Source organism: Pseudomyxococcus flavus (assembly GCF_050038885.1).
GTDB classification, from domain to species: domain Bacteria; phylum Myxococcota; class Myxococcia; order Myxococcales; family Myxococcaceae; genus Myxococcus; species Myxococcus flavus.
In genome coordinates this window covers 1,278,190-1,299,198 of sequence record NZ_CP143624.1, presented here as the reverse complement: position 1 = coordinate 1,299,198, position 21,009 = coordinate 1,278,190, and the positions used below count along the sequence as shown (strand labels likewise).

Below are 21,009 nucleotides of genomic sequence, written 5' to 3'. Positions count from 1 at the left end.
CAACCGGGAAGTGAAAGACACCTGGTGAGCCCTCCTGGAGATGCGTACATTACCCCATCACCGCCACATCCCCGAGCCGATGGCTCGATTCCTGCCGGCCCTGCGGCCTTGGAGAAGGCGGAGGAACACCGGCCAGGGCGCCCAGGAGGCCCATTTCCTGGCGGGACCAAGGCTTCCGGCTCCGTCGGGGGCCACTCCACGTCGGCGCGGGGCCGCATTGAATGGAAGCGGGCCAGGACTCAAGGCCGCCCATGCCCCACCCGATGTCCCGTGGACACGCTGCCCCGGTGCCAACCAGCCAGCGGGCAGCCCTTCGGTTGGCCTGGAATAGGGTGCGCGACTCAAGTGTGCCCGAGCTCAGCGCCCAGGTGGTGTGTCCGCCAGCGACATTCCGAGGTCTGAACAGACACCTCGACCGGAGTGAACGCGGAAGGCCCTCCGGCGCGGGAGTGGGGATGACCCACTGTCTTCCACGTGCAAGGCCATGCAACTGTTCGCCAATCGGCAGACGGCGTTAGACTCTCCGGATTCCCTTCCTGCACATGCAGCTGCTTTCCTCCGCCCTCGTCCTGTTGCTCCTCGCGCCATGCGCGGCCCTGGCCCAGGGTGATTCCCGCATTGCCTTCCTGGGCAAGCAGCTCCAGAAGAGCAAGGACCCGCGTTCGCGTTCGCAGGCGGCGCTGGTGCTCGGCGCCACGGAGGACCCCGAGGCCGTTCCTCTGCTGTGCAACGGATTGAAGGACGAAAGTGAGCTGGTGCGCGCGGCTGCCGCCAAGGGCCTGGCGAAGCTGCTGGAGCTCGACGCGCTCGACTGCCTCCAGGCCCACAAGGGCGAAGCGGACGCGACAGTCCAGGCCGCGGTGCGGGAGGCCGTGGACGCGCTGAAGGAGTACAAGTCCCGGCCGCCGCGCTTCTACGTGCAGCTCGAGGCAGTGAAGGACCGCACGGGCAAGCTGCCCGCCGAGCTGATGAAGGTGACGGAAGCCCGGCTGCGCTCGCGGCTGGTGCGCAGTGGGGCCCAGCTTGCGCCCGCGAAGGAGACGAAGGCGGCCGCGAAGGGCACACTGAAGAAGCTTCGGGTCCGGGGCTACCGCATCACCCCGGAGCTTCATGAAACCGAGGGGGGCGGGCTGCGTGTGGCGCTCGTCTGCCTCACCTACCCGGACATGTCGCTGATGGGGCAGGTGGAAGTGAATGCCGCGGGCGCTCAGCCGGGGGAGCTCATCAAGGCGCTGGTGCCTCGCGCGGTGGAGGAAGCGGCGGAGACCTTCGAGTGGAGCAGCGAGACATGACGACGACCACGGCGCCCCTGACGCCCGCCAAGCGGCGCTGGCGCAACTTCCTCCTCGACACGAGCTTCCAGCTCAAGCTGACGGCGTACATCGTCGCGGTGACGCTGGTGCTGTCGGCGCTGCTGGGCGTGTTCCTCGTCCGGGGCGCGCGGGCGCTGATGCGTGAGACGGCGGCGGCGGTGGAGGCCCGCTCCCGCGCGGCGGAGGTCAGCCGGGAGCTGTCCGGTGCCACCCTCTCCAATGAGCTCCTGGCCCGGATGGACGACCCGGTCTTCGAGGCGAGCTTCCGCGAGAAGGCGCAGGCCATCGACTCGGCCTACGAGGCCGAGCGTGCCGCCATCATCGCCCAGCGCTCCGAGCTGGAGCGACAGCAGAAGCTCACCTGGTGGGCCCTGGGCGGCTTCCTGGTGGCCTTCATCGCCGTGGTGGCGCTGGGGACCATCGTGGTGACGCACAGGGTGGCGGGTCCGCTGTTCCGCATCCGCCGCATGGTGCAGGAGGTCCATGACGGCCGGCTGCGCCCGCCGCAGCACGGGCTCCGCGAGGGCGATGAGCTCCAGGACCTCTTCGAGGCCACGCGGAAGATGGTGCAGCGGCTCCGCGAGCAGAACGAAGAAGACGCGAGGACGCTGTCCAACGTCCTCCTGGCCGCGGAGCACTCGGGCGCTTCAGCCGAGCTCATCCACGAGCTGCGCGCGCTGGATGCGCGCTACAAGTCGCGGCTGGAGGAGTGAGCCCGAGCAGGCTCACCCCCAGGAGCGTTCCGGCCCCGTCTCCACGGTGAGCCCTGTCTCCTTCAGCATCGCGTGGATGCGGAGGCGGGCCTGGGCCCACGGGAGGGCCTCGACGCGGTAACCATCCAGGGCTCCCATCAGGTGGGCTCGGTAGCTGGGGTGTCCCGGGTCCGCGATGATGACCACGCCCCGGTCGGTGGTGGAGCGGATGAGCCGGCCCACCCCCTGCCGCAGCTGCAGGAGCGCGCGAGGCAGCCGGTAGTGGAGGAACCCGAGGTACTCGCCGCCGTTCCGGGACAGGGGCTCCTCGCGCGCCGCGACCAGGGGGCGCAGTGCGGGCTCCAGCGGTAGCTTGTCGATGAACACGCAGCCCACGCCACGGCCCGGGATGTCCACGCCCTGCCAGAAGCTCTTGGTGCCCAGGAGCACCGTGCCCGTGTCGCGCTCCTGCCGTGCCGCCAGTGAGCGGCTGTGCCCGCGCGACTGCCGCAGCACCTCGATGCCCAGTGGGTCCAGCCTGGCGCGCACGCTCGCGCCCACGCGATCCATTCGCCGTGTGGAGGCGAACAGCCCCAGCACCCGGCCTCCCATCGTCTGTGCCAGGCCTGAAATCCGGAGCGAGGCCCACTCGATGAAGGGCTCTTCGTGAGCACGCGGCGCGTCGGTGACGAGCACCACCAGCGCCTGCTCCCGAAGCTTGAACGGCGTTGCCGCCCGCACGAGCCTTGGTGCGGGACGTCCTCCGCGGCCATCCATCCCGAGGCGCCGGAGGACGAAGGGGACACCGTCCCCCGTGCCCAGCGTCGCGGAGGCGAGCACCAGCGTGCGCTTGCTCTCGGCGAAGTCCTGCGAGACGTAGGTGGACACATCCACAGGTTGCGCGCTCAGGCTCCAGCGCTGGCGTTTCGGCTCCGCGGTGGCGGCGTAGCACCGGCCCGGCGCGGCCTCTCCGGCCAGCTCGCCCGCGAGCATGGCCAGCTCGCCCAGCTCCGTGTTGGCGCCGGACAGCTCTCGCTCCAACGCGGGTTGGCGTGCCGCCAGCTCGGGAAGCGCCGCGGGGACGCGCACGGACAGCAGGACATGCAGCGCCTGGAGCGCGCCACGCACGGACTCCAGTCCTTCGCGGACAGGCTCCCAGGCGGGGAGGGCGCGAACGGCCGCGGTGATTCGCAGCTCCGGGGAGTACGCCCCCTCGTCCGGGTCCTCCCCCACGGCGGTCGCAGCGGGCTCGCACAGCTCCGTCACCCGGGCACCCAGGTCGCGCGCGTCGTCGAGCAGCCGGCGGAGGCCATCCTCCACCTCGCCCATGAGCGAACGCGTCTCCATCCGTCGTGAAGCGCTCAGCGCCTTCCTCAGCTCGGCGAAGAGCCCGCGCCGACCGTCCCGACCGTGCAGCCGTTCCGTGAGGCGGAGGAAGGCCAGGTCCGATAGCTCCAGCGCCAGCGCGGTGGTCGCGACGTCCTCGACCTCGTGCGCCTCATCGAAGACCAGGTGGTCCAGCTTCGGGTAGCGCGCGGGCCACGCGAAGGCGAGGGACTGGTTGATGACCAGCACGTCCGCCTCACGCGCCTGGGCCACGGCCGAGTGATAGAAGCACCGGTGGTAGTGCGGGCACTTCTCGCCCAGCGTCGTCGACGCCTCGGAGCGCACGGCGGGCACCAGCGCCATCAGCACCGGGAAGCGCTCGCGGAACCAGTGGCTCAGCCGGTCCAGGTCGCCCTCGCCGCTGCGACGCAGGTACGCGCGCAGATAGGCCCGGGGCGCTCGCGCGGCGTGCCCCATGCCGGGCTCCACGCGCGTGGCCTCCAGCGCGCGGCGGCGGCACAGGTAGTTCGTCTGGCCCTTCAGCAGTGCGTAGCCGAAGGCGCCCTGGGTCGCCCGGTGCAGCCGGGGCAGGTCCTTCTCCAGGAGCTGGTCCTGCAGCGTCTTCGTGTGCGGCGCGACGCCCACCTTGCGACCGTTGCGTGCCGCGAAGAGGGCCGCGGGGGCCAGGTACGCCAGCGACTTGCCCGTACCCGTCCCGGCTTCCACCGCGAGCTGCCCGCCGTCCGACAGCGCACGTGCCACGGCGTGCGCCACGTCGAGCTGTGCGGCGCGGCTCACGAAGCCCTCGCCGGACTGCTCCAGCGCGCCGCCCGCGCCCAGCAGCGCGTCGACCTCGTCCGGCCGCACCGGCAACACGGGGGCATCGGCCTCGGGCTCCGGCGGTGCGCTCGCGCCGCCCGCGCGCCGTCGCTCGGGGCGTCCGCGCAGGAAACCTTGTGCCTCCAGCGCCAGGGGCGCGGCCTCCGCACGACATGCGGCGGCCAGCCGAGACAGTAGGTCGACCAGCGGCCATTCCTCGTAGTCGAAGGCGCCGCTCGCGCCGTTCGTCAGGCCCACGCCCTCCATGGCGAGTCGCAGCTCCGCGCCCTTGCGCGGATCCAGCGCGGCGAGCAGGTCCACGACGTCATCACCGCGGCCCTCGCGGATGCAGCGGTCCATGGCGTGCACCAGCACTGAGTACACCGACTCGCAGTCGGACACAGCGCGGTGCGGCTGCCGCAGTGCGAGCCCGGCCCAGCGCAGCAGCGACTCCAGCGAGTGGCTGGTCAGCTCCGGGTGCAGGTAGTGCATCAGCTCGCACGAATCGAGCACCGGGGCGCGGATGGGGCCCAGCAGGTCCGGCAGGAAGCCCTTTTCGAAGGGGGCGTTGTGCGCCACCACCGTCCAGCCGGTGAGCCGCTCTCGCAGCTCCGCCATGTCGGTGCCGAAGCGGGGCCTGCCCGCGAGGTCGGCGTCCGTCAGGCCCGTCAGCCGCCGGATGGTGAGGGGGAGGGGCCGCGACGCCGAGTACAGGCGCGCGAAGCGGTCCACCTCGCGCCCGTTCTCGAAGAAGATGCAGCCCAGCTCGATGATCTCGTCCACACGAGGGTCCAGCCCCGTGGTCTCGAGGTCGAGGAAGACATGCCGGGTGAAGAGCTCCGCCGCGCCGCCCATTCAGGGCGCCGAGACTACTCCTCCCGGTGGCGCTGCCCAGAAATCGGCCAGCCGGTCGTCAGTCGACCATGAAAACGCCGGAAATCATCTTGTTCATGGCGCAGCCGTACACCAGCTTGCCGGACTCCTTCGGCGTGAAGGAAATCTCCACCGGCTGGTTGAGCGGCAGCGGCGTGTTGATGTCGTAGCCGTCCATGACGACCTCGGTGGCGCAGGTGTGGTCCGTCTTGCGGGTCACCACCAACTTCACCGGCTCGCCCTTCTTCAGATTCACGGGGCTGGGCTCGTAGCCCTTCTCCGTCACGGACAGCTCGACGATGCGCACGCCGTTCTCCCGCTTCTCGGGGACGGGGGGCGCCTTCGCCGCGTCGGCGTCCTTGGTGCACCCTTGCTGGGTGATGCCCACCATGGCGGCCGTTGCGACCAGGGCGAGCCAGGGCTTGATGATGCGGGAGATGAACGGGCGCATGTGAGTCTCAGCGGTGAAGTCGAGGAGGGGCCGCGCGCCCCGCGGTGACGGGCCTCAGGCCTCGTCCGCGGGGGCGCTCTCATCGGAGGTGGAAGGAGCGGGCTCGAAGCGGAGCAGGGCGTGCAGTGGGACGAACACCTCGTGCCCCTCTTCACCGAGCAGCAGGTCGAACCGGCCCACGCGTAGCAGCGGGAGCTGCAGGGTGATGCCGTTGCGCAGCACCAGCCGTGGCGAGGTGCCGATGTGGTCCAGGAAGGCGCGCGGGTCCGAATGCGGACGCTTGTCCGGCTGACGCGCCACCGCGGCCGGCTTCTGCGTCAGCTTCGCGTCGCGCTCCAGGCCGGGCAGCAGCCGCTCCCAATCCGCGCGCCGGGACAGCAGCACTACCTGCAGCTTCTCCAGGCGGCCCGTGCGCTCCAGCGTGAAGGCGATGGGCTCCTCGACCTGCAGCGTGTCGAGCAGGGAGCGCTCCGCGAGGACCACGGAGACCTCGGCTTTGTCGCGGATGAGGCTGGCGAGGAACTCCGCCACCACGGCGTTCTCGACCTCGCCACGGGCCTGCTTGATGGCCGCCTTGCGCTGCGTGCGCTCCTTGCGAGCCATGAACTCCGCCACCGTCATGCCGCTCTGGAGCACGCCGAAGGCGTCACCCAGCGACAGGCCCGGCGTCTGGCCCATGAGCTCGTACACCTGGTCGAAGCGCTTCGCCTCCTCGGCGTGCAGCTTGCGCCAGATGCGGCACTTCATCTTCCCTTCCAGCTCGCCCTTGGCGATGCGGGCGGGGACGCGCTCACGCACCGCCAGTGCCTGAATCTGCTCGGGCGTCGGGGGCGGCCGGGGCGTGGAGGGACGGAACCCGCCGGGCCGTGCGCCAAAACCACCCGGGGCACGTCCAGGCGCCGGGGCATTGCCCCCCATTCCCGAGGGTCGGGGAGCGAGCGGCCGGGGGCTGGGCGCCGTGCCCGTGGGGCGAGGCGTGGGAGCCACGCCCGTCGGCGCGGGACGCGGCGCCGGTGGCGTGCCGGTGGGCGTGGGACGGGGTGTAGGCAGGGGAGCCGCACCCGCGGGCCGCGGCGTGGGGGCCACGCCGGTGGGGCGTGGGGTGGGCGTGGGGCGCGGCGTGGGCGCCGGTGTCGGGGTCGAAGCGGACGTGCCGGGCGTCGCTGCCGGGCGCCGGATGACTTCGACCGCGGGCATGACCCGCCGTGTCTTCCTGTCGTTCACAGTCGTACGTTACCTGATGCGAGTTTACCGGGCATACCCGGCTTCACGGCTGGAGGGATGCTGAAAGGTCGACCTTCCACCCGGAGGGCTCTCGGACCATCCGGACCTCGTGGGAACTTCCTGCCGTGCGCACGAGCACTGTCGCTTCGTCTCCCTCCTCCCGGACCAGCGAGACCTCCGTAACATCCGGAGGCGGAGGGACATTCGCGAAGAAGAGAGCCATGGGCTCGGGTTTTTCTTCCCCGCCAGAGGCCTGGCCCACCACCTTCGCACGCTCGGCCAGCACGTCCTGGGTGGGCTTGGACAGCGCGCCCCACGCCTGCTGCAGCTCCCCTCGCTTCACCAGCCGATGGAAGGACGTGTAGGCATCCTGCGGAGTGCCGAAACGGGGCCGGTTGCAGCCAGCCAGGCCCAGCAGGACCAGGGCCACCAGCCAGGGCATCGTCGCGGAGAGGCGCATGGGGACAGGGGTTTAGGTCAAAGCGCCGCCGGGGAAAAGCCCGAGGTGCGGACATGTCACGCGGCGTGCTGATGGACGCGATTGCGTCCCGCTTCCTTGGCCGCATAGAGGCTGATGTCGGCCGCCCGTAGCAGTGCCTCCGCGCTCGGCAGGTCTCCTGACGGGACGGTGGCCACACCCAATGACGCAGTCAGCCGCACGTCCTGGGGCCTTCCATTCCCACCCACATGCACCAGCTCCAGCGCCGCGATGGCGTCTCGCACGCGCTCGCAGACCCGGAGCGCGTCCTCGGGCGCCGTCTCCGGCAGCAGGGCGATGAACTCCTCGCCGCCATAGCGCGCCAGCAGGTCCACCTCCCTCAGCCGCGCGCGCGCCGTCTGTGCCACCGCCTTCAGCACCTGGTCGCCGAAGGGGTGCCCGAAGCTGTCGTTGATGCGCTTGAAGTGGTCGATGTCGAGCATCACCAGCGAGAGGGGGGCGCCGTAGCGGCGCGAGCGGGCGAACTCGTCGTGCAGCCGTTCCTCGAACGCGCGCCGGTTGGCCAGGCCGGTGAGCGCATCGGTGCGGGTGAGGGCCAGCAGCTCCTCGCGCTTCGCCGCCAGCTCCTTGTTGGCGCGGTCCAGCTCGCGGTTCTTCTCCACCAACGCGTCCTGGAGCGCCTTCAGCCGCAGCATGGACTTCACGCGGGCGGACAGCTCGAGCATGTCGAAGGGCTTCACCAGGTAGTCGTCAGCGCCCAGCTCCAGCCCCTCCACCTTCCCCGCGGCCTGCCGCGCCGTCATGAGAATCACCGGGATGAAACCGAAGCCGTCCTCGCTCGCGTTCGCCTTGACGATGCGGCACACCTCCACGCCGCCCAGCCCCGGCATCTCCACGTCCATGAGGATGAGGTCTGGGCGCGACTCCCGGATGGCGGACAGCGCCTGGGCGCCGTCATGGGCTTCGGTGAAGAGGTAGCCGTGCGGCGCCAGGCCGTCGCGGACGTGCCGGACGTGCGCCGGGTCATCGTCCACGATGAGCACCGTGCGGCCCTCCAGCGCTCCTCCAGGTGAGGCACGGCGGGCGACCTCCAGCGTCCTCTTCCGTTCGCCATCCGCCATGCTGTCTCGCCCCCGGAGCAATCATCCCGCGGTGCGGGCATGGCCGCCATTCTCACTGCCCGTACTCTGGATGCAAGACCCTGGGCATGTGCGCGGAGGCCGACGTCAGGCAGGCTTCACTAGCCGCGCCCGGTACACCGGCTCGCCGCTGGCGAGATACCGGCGCTCACGCGTGGACGGCACTTCTTCCGGGTCATAGGGGTGGAAAACACCTGAACCCAGGGGGTTCTTGAAACCAGCGGATTCCAGGATGGCGAGCATGGTCACCCCGCGGTCCTGGACGTCGGTGCGCATGTCGAAGCGGCCGCCCGGTGCGAGCTTGCCGTACAGGAGCTCGGCGAAGGCGGGCTGAATCACGGCGCGCTTGGCGTGGGAGCGCTTCCACCAGGGGTCGGGGAACTGGAGGTGGATGGCGGCGAGCGAGCCGGGCGCGAAGATGCGAGGCACGACGAAGCGGGCATCGGCCTCGATGACGCGCAGGTTGCGCAGGCCGGCCTTGTTGGCGCGGTCCTGGGTGTCGCGCGCGTACTTCTTGCGCCACTCGAAGGCGACGTAGCGCACCTCGGGGTGGCGGCGGCAGTACTCCAGGGCGTGGCCGCCGGCGCCGGAGCCGATTTCCAGCTCGAGCGGGCCCCCGAAGCCGAACTCCGCATCCCAGTCGGGAGGGGTCTCCTGGGTGACGAACTTGAGTCCGACGGGCTCGGGAAGCAGGCGGGGACGGGACATGGGCGGGCGCCACCAACCATGGAGGTGGCGGGTTTGGCCAGGGAAAAACGCGGGGCCTGGAGTATACGGGAGCCCATGAAGGTCTTCCCTGCGGTGTCGGAAGCGGGCCGGGCGCTGGCTGGACAGGCGCTCGCGTTGGGCAACTTCGACGGTGTGCACGTGGGCCACCAGGCCCTCTTCGCGGAGGCGCGCAGGCACGGTCGGGCCGCGGCCTTCACCTTCCATCCCCACCCGGGCAAGGTGCTCCAGCCAGAGCTGGCGCCGAAGCTCATCACCCTGCTGCCGCGCAAGCTGGAGCTGTTCGAGCAGTTCGGCCTGGACGCCGCGGTGGTGCAGCCCTTCACCCGCGAGTACGCGCGCACGCCGCCGGCCGACTTCGAGGCCGCGTTGTTCGACACGCTCGGCGTGGCGCATGTCGTGGTGGGCAGTGACTTCACGTACGGCGCGGCCCGCAAGGGCACCGTGGACACCCTGCGCGAGGCCGCGGCCCGGCGCGGCGCCTCCGTGCACGTCGTGCCGCCCGTCACGGTGGATGGCGTGGTGGCGTCGTCGTCCCGGGTGCGCGAGTACATTCTAGAGGGGCGCGTGTCCGCCGCGAGGCGGCTGCTGGGGCGCCCCTTCGACCTGGACGGCACGGTGGTGTCCGGTGCGGGGCGGGGGCGGGGCATCGGCTTCCCCACCGCGAACGTGGACACACAGAACGAGCTCCGGCCCGCACCGGGTGTCTACGCGATCCGCGTCCACCTGCCGGGCGAGTCAAAAGGCACCTGGCATGGCGGGGCCGCGAACATCGGTGTGAAGCCCACCTTTGGCGGCACGGAGGTCACCATCGAGGCGCACCTGCTCGACTTCGCCGGAGACCTGTACGGCAAGGAGCTGCGCGTGCAGTTCCTCGAGCGCCTGCGCCCCGAGCAGCGCTTCGGCTCGGTCGCCGAGCTGACGGGGCAGATCAAACGCGATGTGGAGTCCGCTCGCGCCGTGATTGCGCGCGCGGATGATTGAGCAATTTTCCCGTGTCCGTTCAACGGGTTGTGACAGCAGGGGAGCAGGCGAGGGCGCCTTGACGCGCGCGAGCGGCTCCCCTCTAATTCGCAATCAGGAACCGTGCCATGGGTGTGGATCACCCCCGGCACTGCTCTCACGTCTCTGAGCTCGGAGGCGGGCCCCCGCCCGCTTCTTTCTTCTTCAAGGAAGAGGCATCAACGAATGTCCGGTCGACTCGGTGAACTGCTGGTTCGCGAGAACCTCATCTCCGTTCAGCAGCTGCGCAAGGCCCAGGAAGAACAGCAGAAGAACGGCACGCGCATCGGCACCGCCCTCGTCAAGACGGGCGCCATCGAGGAGTCGAAGCTGACCGACTTCCTCTCCAAGCAGTACGGCGTGCCGGCCATCAACCTGAAGGACTTCGACGTCGAGCCGGACATCATCAAGCTGGTGCCGAAGGAAGTGGCGGAGAAGCACCTGGTGGTGCCCGTCAACCGCGCGGGCCCGTCACTCATCGTGGCCATGTGCGACCCGTCGAACATCTTCGCGGTCGACGACCTGAAGTTCCTCACCGGCTACAACATCGAGACGGTGGTCGCCTCCGAGGTTTCCATCCGCGAGGCCATCGAGCGCTACTACGCGGAGAAGGGCCCGTCGCTCGAGGACATCGTCGGCGACGTCGGTGACGACATCGAGGTCACCAAGGAAGAGGCGGAGAACATCGATGAGATGGCCAAGGCCGCGGACGACGCGCCCGTGGTCAAGCTGGTGAACCTCATCCTCATGGACGCCATCAAGAAGCGCGCGTCCGATATCCACGTCGAGCCGTACGAGAAGGACTTCCGCGTCCGCTTCCGCATCGACGGCGTGATGTACGAGGTGATGCGCCCGCCGATGAAGCTGCGCAACGCGATTACGTCGCGCTTGAAGATCATGGCCTCGCTGGACATCTCCGAGCGGCGCCTGCCGCAGGACGGCCGCATCAAGATCAAGATGGGCGGCGGCAAGGAGATGGACTTCCGCGTGAGCGTGTGCCCCACGCTCTTCGGCGAGAAGGTCGTGATGCGTCTGCTCGACAAGAGCAACCTCCAGCTGGACATGACGAAGCTGGGCTTCGATCCGCAGCCGCTGGCCTGGTTCAAGGAAGCCATCGACCGGCCCTACGGCATGGTGCTGGTGACGGGCCCCACGGGCTCGGGCAAGACGACGACGCTGTACTCGGCGCTCTCCAGCCTCAACGGCGTGGACACCAACATCTCCACCGCGGAGGACCCGGTCGAGTTCAACTTCGCCGGCATCAACCAGGTGCAGATGCACGACGACATCGGCCTGAACTTCGCCGCGGCGCTGCGCTCGTTCCTCCGCCAGGACCCGGACATCATCATGATTGGTGAGATCCGCGACTTCGAGACGGCGGAAATCGGCGTCAAGGCGGCGCTCACGGGCCACCTGGTGCTCTCCACGCTGCACACCAACGACGCCCCGGGCACGGTGAGCCGTCTGCTCAACATGGGCATCGAGCCCTTCCTCGTGACGGCGTCGCTCAACCTCATCCTGGCCCAGCGTCTGGCGCGCCGCCTGTGCCCGGCCTGCAAGAAGCCGGCGGAGAACGTGGACGAGCAGGCGCTCATCGACGCCGGCGTGCCGCCGGACAAGATTGGCACCTTCACGATGTACGAGAAGGTCGGGTGCCGCGACTGCAACGACCGTGGCTACCGGGGCCGCGTGGCCATCTACGAGGTCATGCCGTTCTGGGACGGCCTCAAGGAGCTGGTCATCAACGGCGCCTCCGCCGCGGAGCTGAAGCAGGAGGCCATCCGCCTGGGCATGAGCAGCCTTCGCATGAGCGGTCTCAAGAAGATGATGGACGGCGCCACCACGCTGGAAGAGGTGGTGGGTAACACCGCTCCGGACCGCTTCTAGTCAACCTCACCCCTACCGCATCCCCCCGAAGGCGAAGGACATCCCCCCGTGGCCAACCTGCACCAGCTCCTCAAGGCGATGGTCGAGAAGGGCGCTTCCGACCTCCACGTCACCACCGGCTCTCCGCCGCAGCTCCGCGTCGACGGCGAGCTCGTTCCCTTGAAGACGGCGCCGCTGACCCCGGTGGAGACAAAGCAGCTCTGCTACTCCATCCTCACGGACGCCCAGAAGCACAAGTTCGAGGAGGACAACGAGCTGGACCTGTCCTTCGGCGTGAAGGGCCTGTCGCGCTTCCGCGCCAACATCTTCATGCAGCGTGGCGCGGTCGCCGCGGCGTTCCGGACCATTCCGTTCAAGATCCTGACCTTCCAGGAGCTGGGCCTGCCGCCGGTGGTGGCGGAGCTGGTGAAGAAGCCGCGCGGCCTCATCCTGGTGACGGGCCCCACGGGCTCGGGCAAGTCGACCACGCTGGCCTCGATGATCGACAAGATCAACACCGAGCGTCATGAGCACATCATGACCATCGAGGACCCCATCGAGTACCTGCACCCGCACAAGAACTGCCTCGTGAACCAGCGCGAGGTCGGTGCGGACACGCGGAACTTCAAGACGGCCCTCAAGTACATCCTCCGCCAGGACCCGGACGTGGTGCTCGTCGGTGAGCTCCGCGATCTGGAGACCATCGAGGCGGCGCTCACCATCGCCGAGACGGGTCACATCTGCTACGCGACGCTGCACACCAACAGCGCCGTGCAGACCATCAACCGCGTGCTGGACGTGTTCCCGCCGTACCAGCAGCCGCAGGTCCGCGCGCAGCTGTCCTTCGTGCTGGAGGGCGTGATGAGCCAGGCGCTGGTGGCGAAGGCGGGCGGTCCTGGCCGCGTGCTGGCGCTGGAGGTGATGGTTCCGAACCCCGCAATCCGGAACCTCATCCGCGAGGACAAGGTCCACCAGATCTACTCGTCCATGCAGGTCGGCCAGGCGAAGTTCGGCATGCAGACCTTCAATCAGGCCCTGGCGGCGCTGCTGCTGCGGCGGCTCATCACCCAGGACGAGGCCTTCGGGCGCTCTAGCGACCCTGAGGAACTTCGCAACATTTTGGCCACGGGTGGCGGTGGGGCCCTGCCCGGAATGCAGCGGCCAGGCGGGGGAGCGGGTGGTCGTTAGTTCCGGGATTCGGAGATCAGCGGTTAGAGTGGCGCGGCACCCGCGGAGGTCCAGCTCATGGCAGCCCCAGCAGTGAAGTCGGCAGCAACTCCCAAGAAGGCCACCGCCCAGTTCCTCTGGGAGGCGAAGACCAAGAGCGGGGAGACCAAAAAGGGTGAGATGGAGGCGATGGACATCGAGGCCGTCAACGCGCGCCTCAAGTCCCTGGGCCTCAATCCGGTCAAGGTCCGCAAGAAGAGCCTGCTGGACGGGGATATCGCCATCCCCGGCCTCGGCGGCGTCCAGGGCAAGGACATCCTCGTCTTCACCCGGCAGTTCGCCACGATGATCGACGCCGGCCTCCCGCTGGTGCAGTGCCTCGACATCCTGGCCAGCCAGATGGACAACCCAGCCTTCAAGAAGGTGCTGGTCGCCATCAAGGGCAAGGTGGAGCAGGGCAGCACCTTCGCGGACGCGCTGAAGGAGCACCCCAAGGTCTTCGACGAGCTCTACGTCCAGCTCTGCGCCGCTGGTGAAGTCGGCGGTATCCTCGATGCCATCCTCAACCGGCTCGCGGCGTACCGTGAGAAGAACGAGAAGCTCAAGGCCAAGGTGAAGAGCGCGATGACCTACCCGGCCATCGTCATCCTGGTGGCCCTCGGCGTGACGGCGGTGCTGCTGCTGAAGGTGACGCCGGTGTTCGAGAAGATGTTCGCGGACTTCGGCTCGGAGTTGCCGGGGCCCACCCAGGTCATCATCGACTTCTCGCACACCGCGCAGAAGTATTTCTTCCATGCGGCTGGCACGATCGCCGCTCTAGTCACGGGATTCTCTTGGAGCTACCGCCAGCCCCGCGGTCGGAAGTTCTGGGACAAGGTGTTCATCTCCATGCCCATCTTCGGTCCCGTGCTCCGGAAGGTGGCCGTGGCCCGATTCACCCGCACGCTGGGCACCATGATTTCGTCAGGTGTGCCCATCCTGGACGCGCTGGATGTGACCGCGAAGACGGCGGGTAATCGGACGGTGGAAGAGGCGATCTTTTATGTCCGTGGGAAGATTGCCGAAGGCAAGAACATCGCCGGCCCGCTATCCGAGACGAAGGTCTTTCCTTCCATGGTCGTGCAGATGATTGGCGTGGGCGAGGCGACAGGCGCCATGGACACCATGCTCAACAAGATCGCCGACTTCTACGACGACGAGGTGGACGCGGCCATCAACAGCCTGACGGCGATGATCGAGCCGGTGCTCATGGTGTTCCTCGGCGGCGTGGTCGGTGGCTTCCTCATCGGCATGTACTTGCCGATCTTCTCGCTTGCCGGCGCAATCCAGTAGGTTCGTTGTGGTGGGAACTCGCCCTGCGGATGGGGGCGCTTTTCGCTCGCGGCTCGTATGGCTTGTGCTGTTCCGTACGGTGGCCGCGAGCCTGTCGCTTGTCATCACCCTTGCGCGGCTCCTCCTCCATCCATCTCAGGAGTTGAGCCGCGCGGATACCCTGTCGCTCGCGGTCATCATCATCGCGTACGTCTCGACGGTGGTGGTGGGCCTGCGCCTGCGAAAAGGCCAGGGGGGCTTCGGGGACGCTTGGGTCCAGGTCGTGGGCGATGTCGCCATCGCCACGGGACTGGTGTTTCTCAGCGGTGGTGCCGATTCCCCGCTGACGTTTCTCTATAGCCTGGCCGTCATCGGTGCTTCCGTTGTCCTGGACCGACGCGGCGCGCTTTGGGCCGCGGCCGCGTCTGCCCTGTGCTTCGGGGCATTGGTCATGGGGCCTCGGCTGTTGGGTACCGTGCCCGGTGGGCTGATGCCTTCGTCGCGGGTGCTGTTCGTCCTCGGCAGCAACTCGCTTGCTTTAGGGCTCATTGCCGCTCTTGCCGGCTACCTTTCACGTCAGCTCTCCGCGACAGGTGGGGCGTTGTCTGCGCGGGAGGCCGATCTCCGGCGATTGGGGCGGCTGCAACAGCAGATCCTCTCTTCCATGCCATCGGGGCTTGTGACGTGTGATGCCGAGCGACGCATCACGTACGTGAACCCCGCGGGCTGCGCCATCCTTCAGGTCGAAGCAGCTCACGTCGTTGGGACGGAGGTCGAAGCGCTCCTGCCGAGTGTGTCAGGGCTGGCCCCGCGGTCTCCGCGCAGTGAGCTGGTCGTGGGGAAGGGGCCGAAGCGACGCATCTTGGGGCTGTCGGTGACGCCGCTGGAAGGCGAGCCAGGGGCCTTGCTCATGGTCTTCCAGGACCTCACCCAGCTTCGCAGGATGGAGGATGACTTGAAGCGGGCGGACCGGCTGGCGAGCCTGGGGGCGCTCTCCGCTCAACTGGCGCATGAGCTGCGCAACCCGTTGGCGTCCATGCGCGGCTCGGCGCAGTTGCTGGCGCAGGATGCGCGGGATGGCGTCTCCCAGAAGCTCACCAACATCCTGATGCGAGAGGCGGATCGCTTGGCGCGGCTCGTCGAGGACTTCCTCCGCTTTGCCCGGCCTCCGGTGCCCGTATTGCAGACGGTGCAGCTAGCGTCGCTCGTGACGGAGACCGTGGACATGCTGCGTGTGGATCCGCTGGCACGGGACGTCCGGGTCGAAGTCACCACACCCGTGGCAGTGTCGGTCTCGGTTGACCCGGATCAGCTCCGGCAGGTGCTCATCAATCTGGTGCGAAACGGCTTCCAGGCGGCAGGACCTCAAGGCCATGTGAAGGTCACGCTGACGCGAGGCGAGAATGAGGCAAAAATCCACATCTGGGACTCGGGGGGAGGGATAACGGAGGAGATGATGGGGCACTTGTTCGAGCCGTTCTTCACCACACGCGATGGCGGTACGGGACTGGGACTGTCCACCGCGCACTCCATCATCCGGGCTCATGGTGGCTCCATCCAGGTTCGCTCGAATCGCGACGAGGGCACCGAGTTCATGGTGGGGTTGCCGCTGTGACGTCGGCTCAGGGAGGGGAGTTGGGGACGCGTGGCCACATTCTCGTGGTCGATGACGAGCTGTCCATGCGCGAGTACCTTGAGCTGTTGCTCCAGCGAGAGGGCTACACGGTCACGAGCGTCGCGGGCGTGAAGAGCGCGTGCGATGTGCTGGCCCAGGACGGGGTGGACCTGGTCATCTCCGACTTGAAGCTGGGGACCGGTAGTGGCCTCGATGTGCTGCGCGCAGCCAGGGCCCGGCCCGCCTCTCCGGAAGTGGTGCTCATCACCGCGTACGGCACTCCCGCCGCCGCCGTGGAGGCGATGCGCGAAGGCGCGTACGACTACATCTGCAAGCCCTTCGACAACGAGGAGATGCGGCTGCTGGTCCAGAAGGCCTTGGAGAAGCGCTCGCTTCGACAGGAGAACAGTGGCCTCAGGGCGCGCCTGTTTCCTGGCCTGGATGGGGCCGTGGGGCAGAGCGCTCGGATGCAGGCGGTCTGGGAGCTGGTGGAGAAGGTGGCCTCCGGGCGGAGCACCGTGCTGGTGACGGGCGAGAGCGGGACGGGAAAGGAACTGGTGGGGCGCGCCATCCACATGCGCGGCAGCCGGGCCGCGCGACCGTTCCTGCCCTTCAACTGCGCCGCGCTGAATGAAGGAACGCTGGAGAGCGAGCTCTTCGGGCATGTGAAGGGCGCCTTCACCGGGGCAACCACGGACCGTTCGGGGCTCCTCGTGGCGGCGGGTGACGGCACCGTCATGCTGGATGAGGTGGGGGAGATGCCGCTCGCCACGCAGGTGAAGCTGCTCCGTGTGCTCCAGGAGCGCAGGGTGAAGCCGGTGGGCAGCGCCGCGGAGATTCCGTTTCAGGCACGCGTCATCGCGGCGACCAATCGGCGGCTTGAAGCCGAGGTGAAGGCCGGTCGCTTCCGTGAGGACCTCTTTTACCGACTCAACGTGATTACCATCGAGCTGCCGCCTCTGCGGGAGCGCGCCGGTGACATCTCGTTGCTGGCGAACTACTTCCTGTCACGGATGGCGGAGGAGTTGGGGCGGCCCGGCCTGCGCTTCGCGCCCGAGACTCTGGCGCTGCTGGAGCGCTATCCGTTCCCGGGCAACGTGCGACAGCTGCAGAACATGGTGGAGCGGGCCGCGACCCTGTCCGATTCGGACCTCCTGGGACCGTCCACGCTCCCTCCAGCCGTGAGGGGTGATTCAGACCCCGCTGCGCGGACCCCTGAAGGAAGCGAACCGGGATTGGGCGCGGGCTTCAACCTGGAGCGGCATCTCGATGAGAGCGAGCGCCGTTATCTGGTGGCGGCGATGAAGCAGGCGGGGGGCGTGAAGACCCGTGCTGCGGAGCTCCTGGGCCTTTCATTCCGGTCCTTCCGCTATCGGCTGGCCAAGCACGGGCTCACCGATGACCTAGAGCCAGGAGGCACGCTGGATGCGTAAGCTGATCGACAGTTCTCGTCAGCGTCACTGCCGAATTTTGTCAGCCCTAGACCCCGCACTCAGGGGGGCCTTTCTCCAAGCTTTGAAAATCTGGGGCTTTGGCGGCTTGGAGCCCGCTGGCATGCTCGGTGCTAATGCTCACCGCGGGCGCAGTGCCCCCCGTTGCAACCTTCCTTAAGGATCCCCCATGCGCGTCTCGCGTTTTACCCCCCGCAACCGTGGCTTCACGCTCATCGAGCTCATGATCGTGGTGGCCATCATCGGCATCCTGGCGGCCATCGCCATCCCGAACTTCATCAAGTTCCAGGCCCGCTCGAAGCAGTCCGAGGCGAAGACGAACCTCAAGGCGCTGTACACCGCGCAGAAGTCGTTCTTCTCCGAGAAGGACCGTTACTCGCACTACGCCAACGAAATTGGCTTTGCCCCTGAGCGTGGCAACCGGTACGCCTACCGGGTCTCCGCCGCAGCGGGCACCTGCGAGGACCGTACTGGCGCCGACATTGTGGTGCCCAACGCGGGTGTGCCCTGCATCGGCAGTGACGCGAACCGTTTCGGTCCGAACAGCGCCATTGCCACCCCGACCCCGATTGTCTCGACGTTCACGGTCGCCAGCTCTGGTGGCTGGACGACGACCTTCGGCGTGCAGCCAGACGTCGAAACGTGCCCTAACTGCAACTTCTTCGCCGGCGCGCAGGGCAACGCGGACAACGAGGCTTCCTTCGATGACTGGGTGATTGCCGGCTTCGAGGGTACGGGTGCTCCCGGTCCCTGCTCGGAGTCGGGCAACGTTGCTTCGGGTACCCCGTACAACACCCGTAACGACGTCGCCTGCGACGGAGCTACAGGTAACAACTGACGTTGTCTGACGTGGAATGAGCGGTGGCTTGACCACTGTTCTCGGGGCCGCCCTCCTTCAGGATGGTGGCCCTTCGTCATTTAGGAGCTTGTAGGTGCATATTCGGATTATGGTCTTGGCGCTGGCCGTGTGCTCGGTAGGGCTGCTGGCTGAGAAGCCGGCGAAGCCTTTGCGGACGAAGGACGGCCCTGTTCTCCCCCGCCGAGAACTCCTTCAGATGCTAGGAGCCGCTCAGCGGCCGCTTTTGGCGGACTTCTACTGGATTCAGGCAATTCAGCAGGTAGGGCGCGCCAACTCCGACACCGAATATCGGGATGTATTCTTCTATTCGGACTTGGCGACAGATCTCGATCCCAAGTTTCGCTATGTCTACGAATGGGGGGCAATTGCGACCCCATTCAACCTTGGGCGTGAGCAGTGGGTGAACACGGACCTGTCATCTCGGTTGCTGACCAAGGGGCTGGCTCAATTCCCGGATGATCGCCGTTTCTTGTTCCAGCTTGCCTACAATAAGATGACGTACGAGCGCGACTATCAAGGGGCTGCCGACCTTCTCTTGCGGCTGTCACGCTTCCCCGATACCCCACGCTACCTGGTCCAGCTTGCTACTCGTTTGTACGCGCAGGCAGGGAGCTTTGACGCCGGGTTGCAGATGGCGGAAATGCTCCGTGACAGCGCGGGAGATGATGAGTCGCGGGCTTTCTACGAACATCGCATCAAGGAGATTTTGCGTGAGCGCGTGCTCACGCAGATCGATGATGCCATCAGTGCTTTCCAGCGCGACCGAGGCGAGTTGCCCAAGACGGTCCCTGCGTTGGTTCGCTCAGGCTACCTGAGGGCGATGCCCGAGGACCCATTGGAAGGTCAGTTTTTCATCGACCGGCGGGGGCGTGCGCGCTCAACATCGGGACTGTACAGGTTGGAGATGTACGACGACGTCAAGAAAAAAGAGTTGCAGGAAGATCTCGCAGCAGGCGGCATCCAGTTCGATGAGGCGGAGGATGCACCATGACGGCTGCTTCGTCCGAGTCGAACCTGCCCGTTTTGATCCGCGGATTGTCGAAGACATACCGGGTGGGGTTCTTCCTCAACAAGCAGGTGAAGGCCCTCCAAGGGCTGGACCTGGAAATTGCTCCAGGGCAGGTCTACGGCTTGCTGGGGCCCAACGGCGCGGGCAAATCCACGACCATCAAGATCCTCATGGGACTGGTGCGAGCATCCCAGGGGCAGGCGCTACTTTTTGGCGAACCTCCCGACCGGCCGCATGTGCGTCGTCAAGTGGGCTTCTTGCCTGAGAATCCCTCGCTTTATGAGTACCTCACCGGGCGGGAGTTCGTAACGCTTGCTGGGCGCATTTTTGGGCTGAGCGGCCATGACTTGGACCGGCGCGTAGAGCGAGTGCTCGGCGAGGTAGGGATGGGGCGAGCGTCCGACCTGCAGATCCGTCGTTACTCCAAGGGGATGGTGCAGCGCACTGCGCTGGCTCAGGCGCTCATCAGCGGGCCTCGCCTGTTGGTTCTGGATGAGCCCACCTCCGGTCTGGATCCCCTCGGACGTAGGCAAATGCGCGACCTCATTCTTGCCGAACGCGAGAAGGGTACGACCATCCTCTTCTGTACACACATCATCGCCGACGTCGAGTCGCTCTGCGACCGCGTGGTGGTGTTGGTTGGCGGGCGGCGTGTTCAAGAAGGGAGTGTGCAGGAGCTGGTGTCTGCGAAGGCTCCCTTGGTGGAGATGGTGGTGCATGGGCTCCCGCTGGAGCAGTTGCAGTCGCTGGGGTTCTCGTATGAGCAAGCGCAGCAACTGGACAGCCGAGTGCTGCTCCGCATAGCGGATGCCGACTCACACGGCCTGCTCCAAGCCGTCATTAGCAAGGGGGGGCGCGTCAGCCGGGTTCAGCCCGCGCGCTTCTCGTTGGAGGACCTCTTCCTGGATGCGATGAAGAAGGCGGGTGGGCAGATGGTGGGAGGGGAGATTCAGTGATGGGTGCCTTTGCCGCCATGGCGTGGAACGGGTTCCGCGAGGCGCGTCGCAACCGTGTGACGGTGCTGGTTGCGGCGTTCGCGCTCCTGTTGCTTTTTGCCACGACGCTCGTCACCGAGGTCACCGTCAGCACCTTCGACAGGGTGGTGACTGACTTCGGCCTCGGGGTGATGAGCCTGTTGCTCGTCTTCCTCTCCATCTATCTGTCGTCCGGGCTCATCAGCCGTGAAATCGAGCGGCGGACCATCTTCCTGATGGTGTCCAAGCCGATGTCCCGAAGCCGGTTCCTGCTGGCTCGACTCGCGGGCAACATGCTCACCCTCGGGGTGTTGCTGGTAGCCATGACGCTGCTGTTCTGGGTGGAGTTGGTTCTCCACCGCTCGCCCATCACTCAGCCACAGATGGCCGCGCTTTGGGGGCTCTACCTGGAGTTGTTCGTCCTCACCAGTGCCGGGTTCCTGATGTCCACCTTCGCAAGCCAGCTCGTCTCCGCCCTGGTGACGACGGGACTCTACTTCGCGGGTCACCTCTGCTCGGACATCTACAATCTTGGGGTGAAGTCCAAGGTCGAGTTCGTGCAGTGGATCAGCAAGGCCACGTACTACGCGCTGCCCAACCTCGAGCGGCTGAACTTCCGTCCGCGTGCCACCTACGCCATCGAGGTGACGGCCGCTGAGCTGGGCTCCGCCACGCTCTACGCACTGGGCTGGGGCGCGCTCTTCTGCGTGCTGGCCGCAATCGTGTTCGAGCGGCGCGACTTCCGCTGAAGCT

18 protein-coding genes are annotated in these 21,009 nt (G+C 67.2%); 12 read left to right on the top strand and 6 right to left on the bottom strand.

Going from position 1 to position 21,009, the window contains the following annotated elements; translation table 11 throughout:
- Positions 1 to 542 precede the first annotated feature (542 nt).
- Complete coding sequence (locus tag VZL07_RS05410; protein WP_426754266.1) at positions 543 to 1,292, top strand: HEAT repeat domain-containing protein; 750 nt, start codon at positions 543 to 545, stop codon at positions 1,290 to 1,292.
- Complete coding sequence (locus VZL07_RS05405; RefSeq protein WP_426754265.1) at positions 1,289 to 2,026, top strand: signal protein; 738 nt, start codon at positions 1,289 to 1,291, stop codon at positions 2,024 to 2,026. Before VZL07_RS05410 ends, VZL07_RS05405 begins: the two co-directional genes overlap by 4 nt.
- A gap of 12 nt (positions 2,027 to 2,038) precedes the next feature.
- On the opposite strand, the gene VZL07_RS05400 is transcribed toward VZL07_RS05405, so the two are convergent.
- The 6 genes from VZL07_RS05400 to trmB all read right to left on the bottom strand — a co-directional run bounded on the left by VZL07_RS05400 (position 2,039) and on the right by trmB (position 8,984).
- Positions 2,039 to 5,005 carry a helicase C-terminal domain-containing protein gene (locus tag VZL07_RS05400; RefSeq protein ID WP_426754264.1) on the bottom strand — a complete coding sequence of 989 codons (2,967 nt, stop codon included), beginning with the start codon at positions 5,003 to 5,005 and terminating at the stop codon, positions 2,039 to 2,041.
- A gap of 58 nt (positions 5,006 to 5,063) precedes the next feature.
- Complete coding sequence (locus VZL07_RS05395; protein ID WP_426754263.1) at positions 5,064 to 5,474, bottom strand: cupredoxin domain-containing protein; 411 nt, start codon at positions 5,472 to 5,474, stop codon at positions 5,064 to 5,066.
- Between the two features lie 54 nt (positions 5,475 to 5,528).
- Positions 5,529 to 6,671: a hypothetical protein gene (locus tag VZL07_RS05390; protein ID WP_426754262.1), complete on the bottom strand. Its 1,143-nt coding sequence runs from the start codon at positions 6,669 to 6,671 to the stop codon at positions 5,529 to 5,531.
- 70 nt (positions 6,672 to 6,741) lie between these two features.
- On the bottom strand, positions 6,742 to 7,158 hold the full coding sequence (locus VZL07_RS05385) for a hypothetical protein (RefSeq protein WP_426754261.1): 417 nt from the start codon (positions 7,156 to 7,158) through the stop codon (positions 6,742 to 6,744).
- 56 nt (positions 7,159 to 7,214) lie between these two features.
- Entirely contained in the window at positions 7,215 to 8,258 is a 1,044-nt protein-coding gene (locus VZL07_RS05380) for a diguanylate cyclase (RefSeq protein WP_426754260.1), read from the bottom strand.
- A gap of 105 nt (positions 8,259 to 8,363) precedes the next feature.
- The gene (gene trmB, locus VZL07_RS05375; RefSeq protein WP_426754259.1) at positions 8,364 to 8,984 is read right to left on the bottom strand and encodes a tRNA (guanine(46)-N(7))-methyltransferase TrmB; all 621 of its coding nucleotides are present in this window, start codon (positions 8,982 to 8,984) and stop codon (positions 8,364 to 8,366) included.
- Between the two features lie 75 nt (positions 8,985 to 9,059).
- Here trmB and VZL07_RS05370 point away from each other — a divergent pair, with 75 nt between their 5' ends.
- The 10 genes from VZL07_RS05370 to VZL07_RS05325 all read left to right on the top strand — a co-directional run bounded on the left by VZL07_RS05370 (position 9,060) and on the right by VZL07_RS05325 (position 21,005).
- Entirely contained in the window at positions 9,060 to 9,986 is a 927-nt protein-coding gene (locus tag VZL07_RS05370) for a bifunctional riboflavin kinase/FAD synthetase (RefSeq protein ID WP_426754258.1), read from the top strand.
- Positions 9,987 to 10,190: 204 nt separating this feature from the next.
- Positions 10,191 to 11,891 carry a type IV-A pilus assembly ATPase PilB gene (gene pilB / locus VZL07_RS05365; RefSeq protein WP_426754257.1) on the top strand — a complete coding sequence of 567 codons (1,701 nt, stop codon included), beginning with the start codon at positions 10,191 to 10,193 and terminating at the stop codon, positions 11,889 to 11,891.
- 48 nt (positions 11,892 to 11,939) lie between these two features.
- A complete protein-coding gene (locus VZL07_RS05360; protein WP_426754256.1) occupies positions 11,940 to 13,058 on the top strand; it encodes a type IV pilus twitching motility protein PilT in 1,119 nt (372 codons plus the stop codon).
- Positions 13,059 to 13,115: 57 nt separating this feature from the next.
- The gene (locus VZL07_RS05355) at positions 13,116 to 14,369 is read left to right on the top strand and encodes a type II secretion system F family protein (protein WP_426754255.1); all 1,254 of its coding nucleotides are present in this window, start codon (positions 13,116 to 13,118) and stop codon (positions 14,367 to 14,369) included.
- 79 nt (positions 14,370 to 14,448) lie between these two features.
- On the top strand, positions 14,449 to 15,963 hold the full coding sequence (locus tag VZL07_RS05350; RefSeq protein ID WP_426754254.1) for a two-component system sensor histidine kinase NtrB: 1,515 nt from the start codon (positions 14,449 to 14,451) through the stop codon (positions 15,961 to 15,963).
- Positions 15,960 to 17,396: a sigma-54-dependent transcriptional regulator gene (locus VZL07_RS05345; RefSeq protein WP_426754253.1), complete on the top strand. Its 1,437-nt coding sequence runs from the start codon at positions 15,960 to 15,962 to the stop codon at positions 17,394 to 17,396. The genes VZL07_RS05350 and VZL07_RS05345 overlap by 4 nt, the downstream gene beginning before the upstream one ends.
- A 187-nt stretch (positions 17,397 to 17,583) precedes the next feature.
- Positions 17,584 to 18,252: a type IV pilin protein PilA gene (pilA, locus tag VZL07_RS05340; protein WP_426754252.1), complete on the top strand. Its 669-nt coding sequence runs from the start codon at positions 17,584 to 17,586 to the stop codon at positions 18,250 to 18,252.
- A 94-nt stretch (positions 18,253 to 18,346) separates the two neighbouring features.
- Positions 18,347 to 19,264: a tetratricopeptide repeat protein gene (locus tag VZL07_RS05335; protein ID WP_426754251.1), complete on the top strand. Its 918-nt coding sequence runs from the start codon at positions 18,347 to 18,349 to the stop codon at positions 19,262 to 19,264.
- Positions 19,261 to 20,238, top strand: coding sequence for an ABC transporter ATP-binding protein (locus VZL07_RS05330; RefSeq protein WP_426754250.1), 978 nt, complete (start codon positions 19,261 to 19,263; stop codon positions 20,236 to 20,238). Before VZL07_RS05335 ends, VZL07_RS05330 begins: the two co-directional genes overlap by 4 nt.
- The gene (locus tag VZL07_RS05325; protein ID WP_426754249.1) at positions 20,238 to 21,005 is read left to right on the top strand and encodes an ABC transporter permease; all 768 of its coding nucleotides are present in this window, start codon (positions 20,238 to 20,240) and stop codon (positions 21,003 to 21,005) included. Before VZL07_RS05330 ends, VZL07_RS05325 begins: the two co-directional genes overlap by 1 nt.
- The last annotated feature ends 4 nt before the right edge of the window (positions 21,006 to 21,009 follow it).

What these genes read in the sequence shown, in the direction of transcription:
- VZL07_RS05395 (WP_426754263.1), bottom strand. Translation starts at nt 5,474, where the DNA reads ATGCGCCCGTTCATCTCCCGCATCATCAAGCCCTGGCTCGCCCTGGTC.
- VZL07_RS05325 (WP_426754249.1), top strand. Translation starts at nt 20,238, where the DNA reads ATGGGTGCCTTTGCCGCCATGGCGTGGAACGGGTTCCGCGAGGCGCGT.
- VZL07_RS05390 (WP_426754262.1), bottom strand. Translation starts at nt 6,671, where the DNA reads ATGCCCGCGGTCGAAGTCATCCGGCGCCCGGCAGCGACGCCCGGCACG.
- pilA (WP_426754252.1), top strand. Translation starts at nt 17,584, where the DNA reads ATGCGCGTCTCGCGTTTTACCCCCCGCAACCGTGGCTTCACGCTCATC.
- VZL07_RS05355 (WP_426754255.1), top strand. Translation starts at nt 13,116, where the DNA reads ATGGCAGCCCCAGCAGTGAAGTCGGCAGCAACTCCCAAGAAGGCCACC.
- VZL07_RS05400 (WP_426754264.1), bottom strand. Translation starts at nt 5,005, where the DNA reads ATGGGCGGCGCGGCGGAGCTCTTCACCCGGCATGTCTTCCTCGACCTC.
- VZL07_RS05330 (WP_426754250.1), top strand. Translation starts at nt 19,261, where the DNA reads ATGACGGCTGCTTCGTCCGAGTCGAACCTGCCCGTTTTGATCCGCGGA.
- VZL07_RS05370 (WP_426754258.1), top strand. Translation starts at nt 9,060, where the DNA reads ATGAAGGTCTTCCCTGCGGTGTCGGAAGCGGGCCGGGCGCTGGCTGGA.
- pilB (WP_426754257.1), top strand. Translation starts at nt 10,191, where the DNA reads ATGTCCGGTCGACTCGGTGAACTGCTGGTTCGCGAGAACCTCATCTCC.
- VZL07_RS05385 (WP_426754261.1), bottom strand. Translation starts at nt 7,158, where the DNA reads ATGCGCCTCTCCGCGACGATGCCCTGGCTGGTGGCCCTGGTCCTGCTG.
- trmB (WP_426754259.1), bottom strand. Translation starts at nt 8,984, where the DNA reads ATGTCCCGTCCCCGCCTGCTTCCCGAGCCCGTCGGACTCAAGTTCGTC.
- VZL07_RS05405 (WP_426754265.1), top strand. Translation starts at nt 1,289, where the DNA reads ATGACGACGACCACGGCGCCCCTGACGCCCGCCAAGCGGCGCTGGCGC.
- VZL07_RS05380 (WP_426754260.1), bottom strand. Translation starts at nt 8,258, where the DNA reads ATGGCGGATGGCGAACGGAAGAGGACGCTGGAGGTCGCCCGCCGTGCC.
- VZL07_RS05410 (WP_426754266.1), top strand. Translation starts at nt 543, where the DNA reads ATGCAGCTGCTTTCCTCCGCCCTCGTCCTGTTGCTCCTCGCGCCATGC.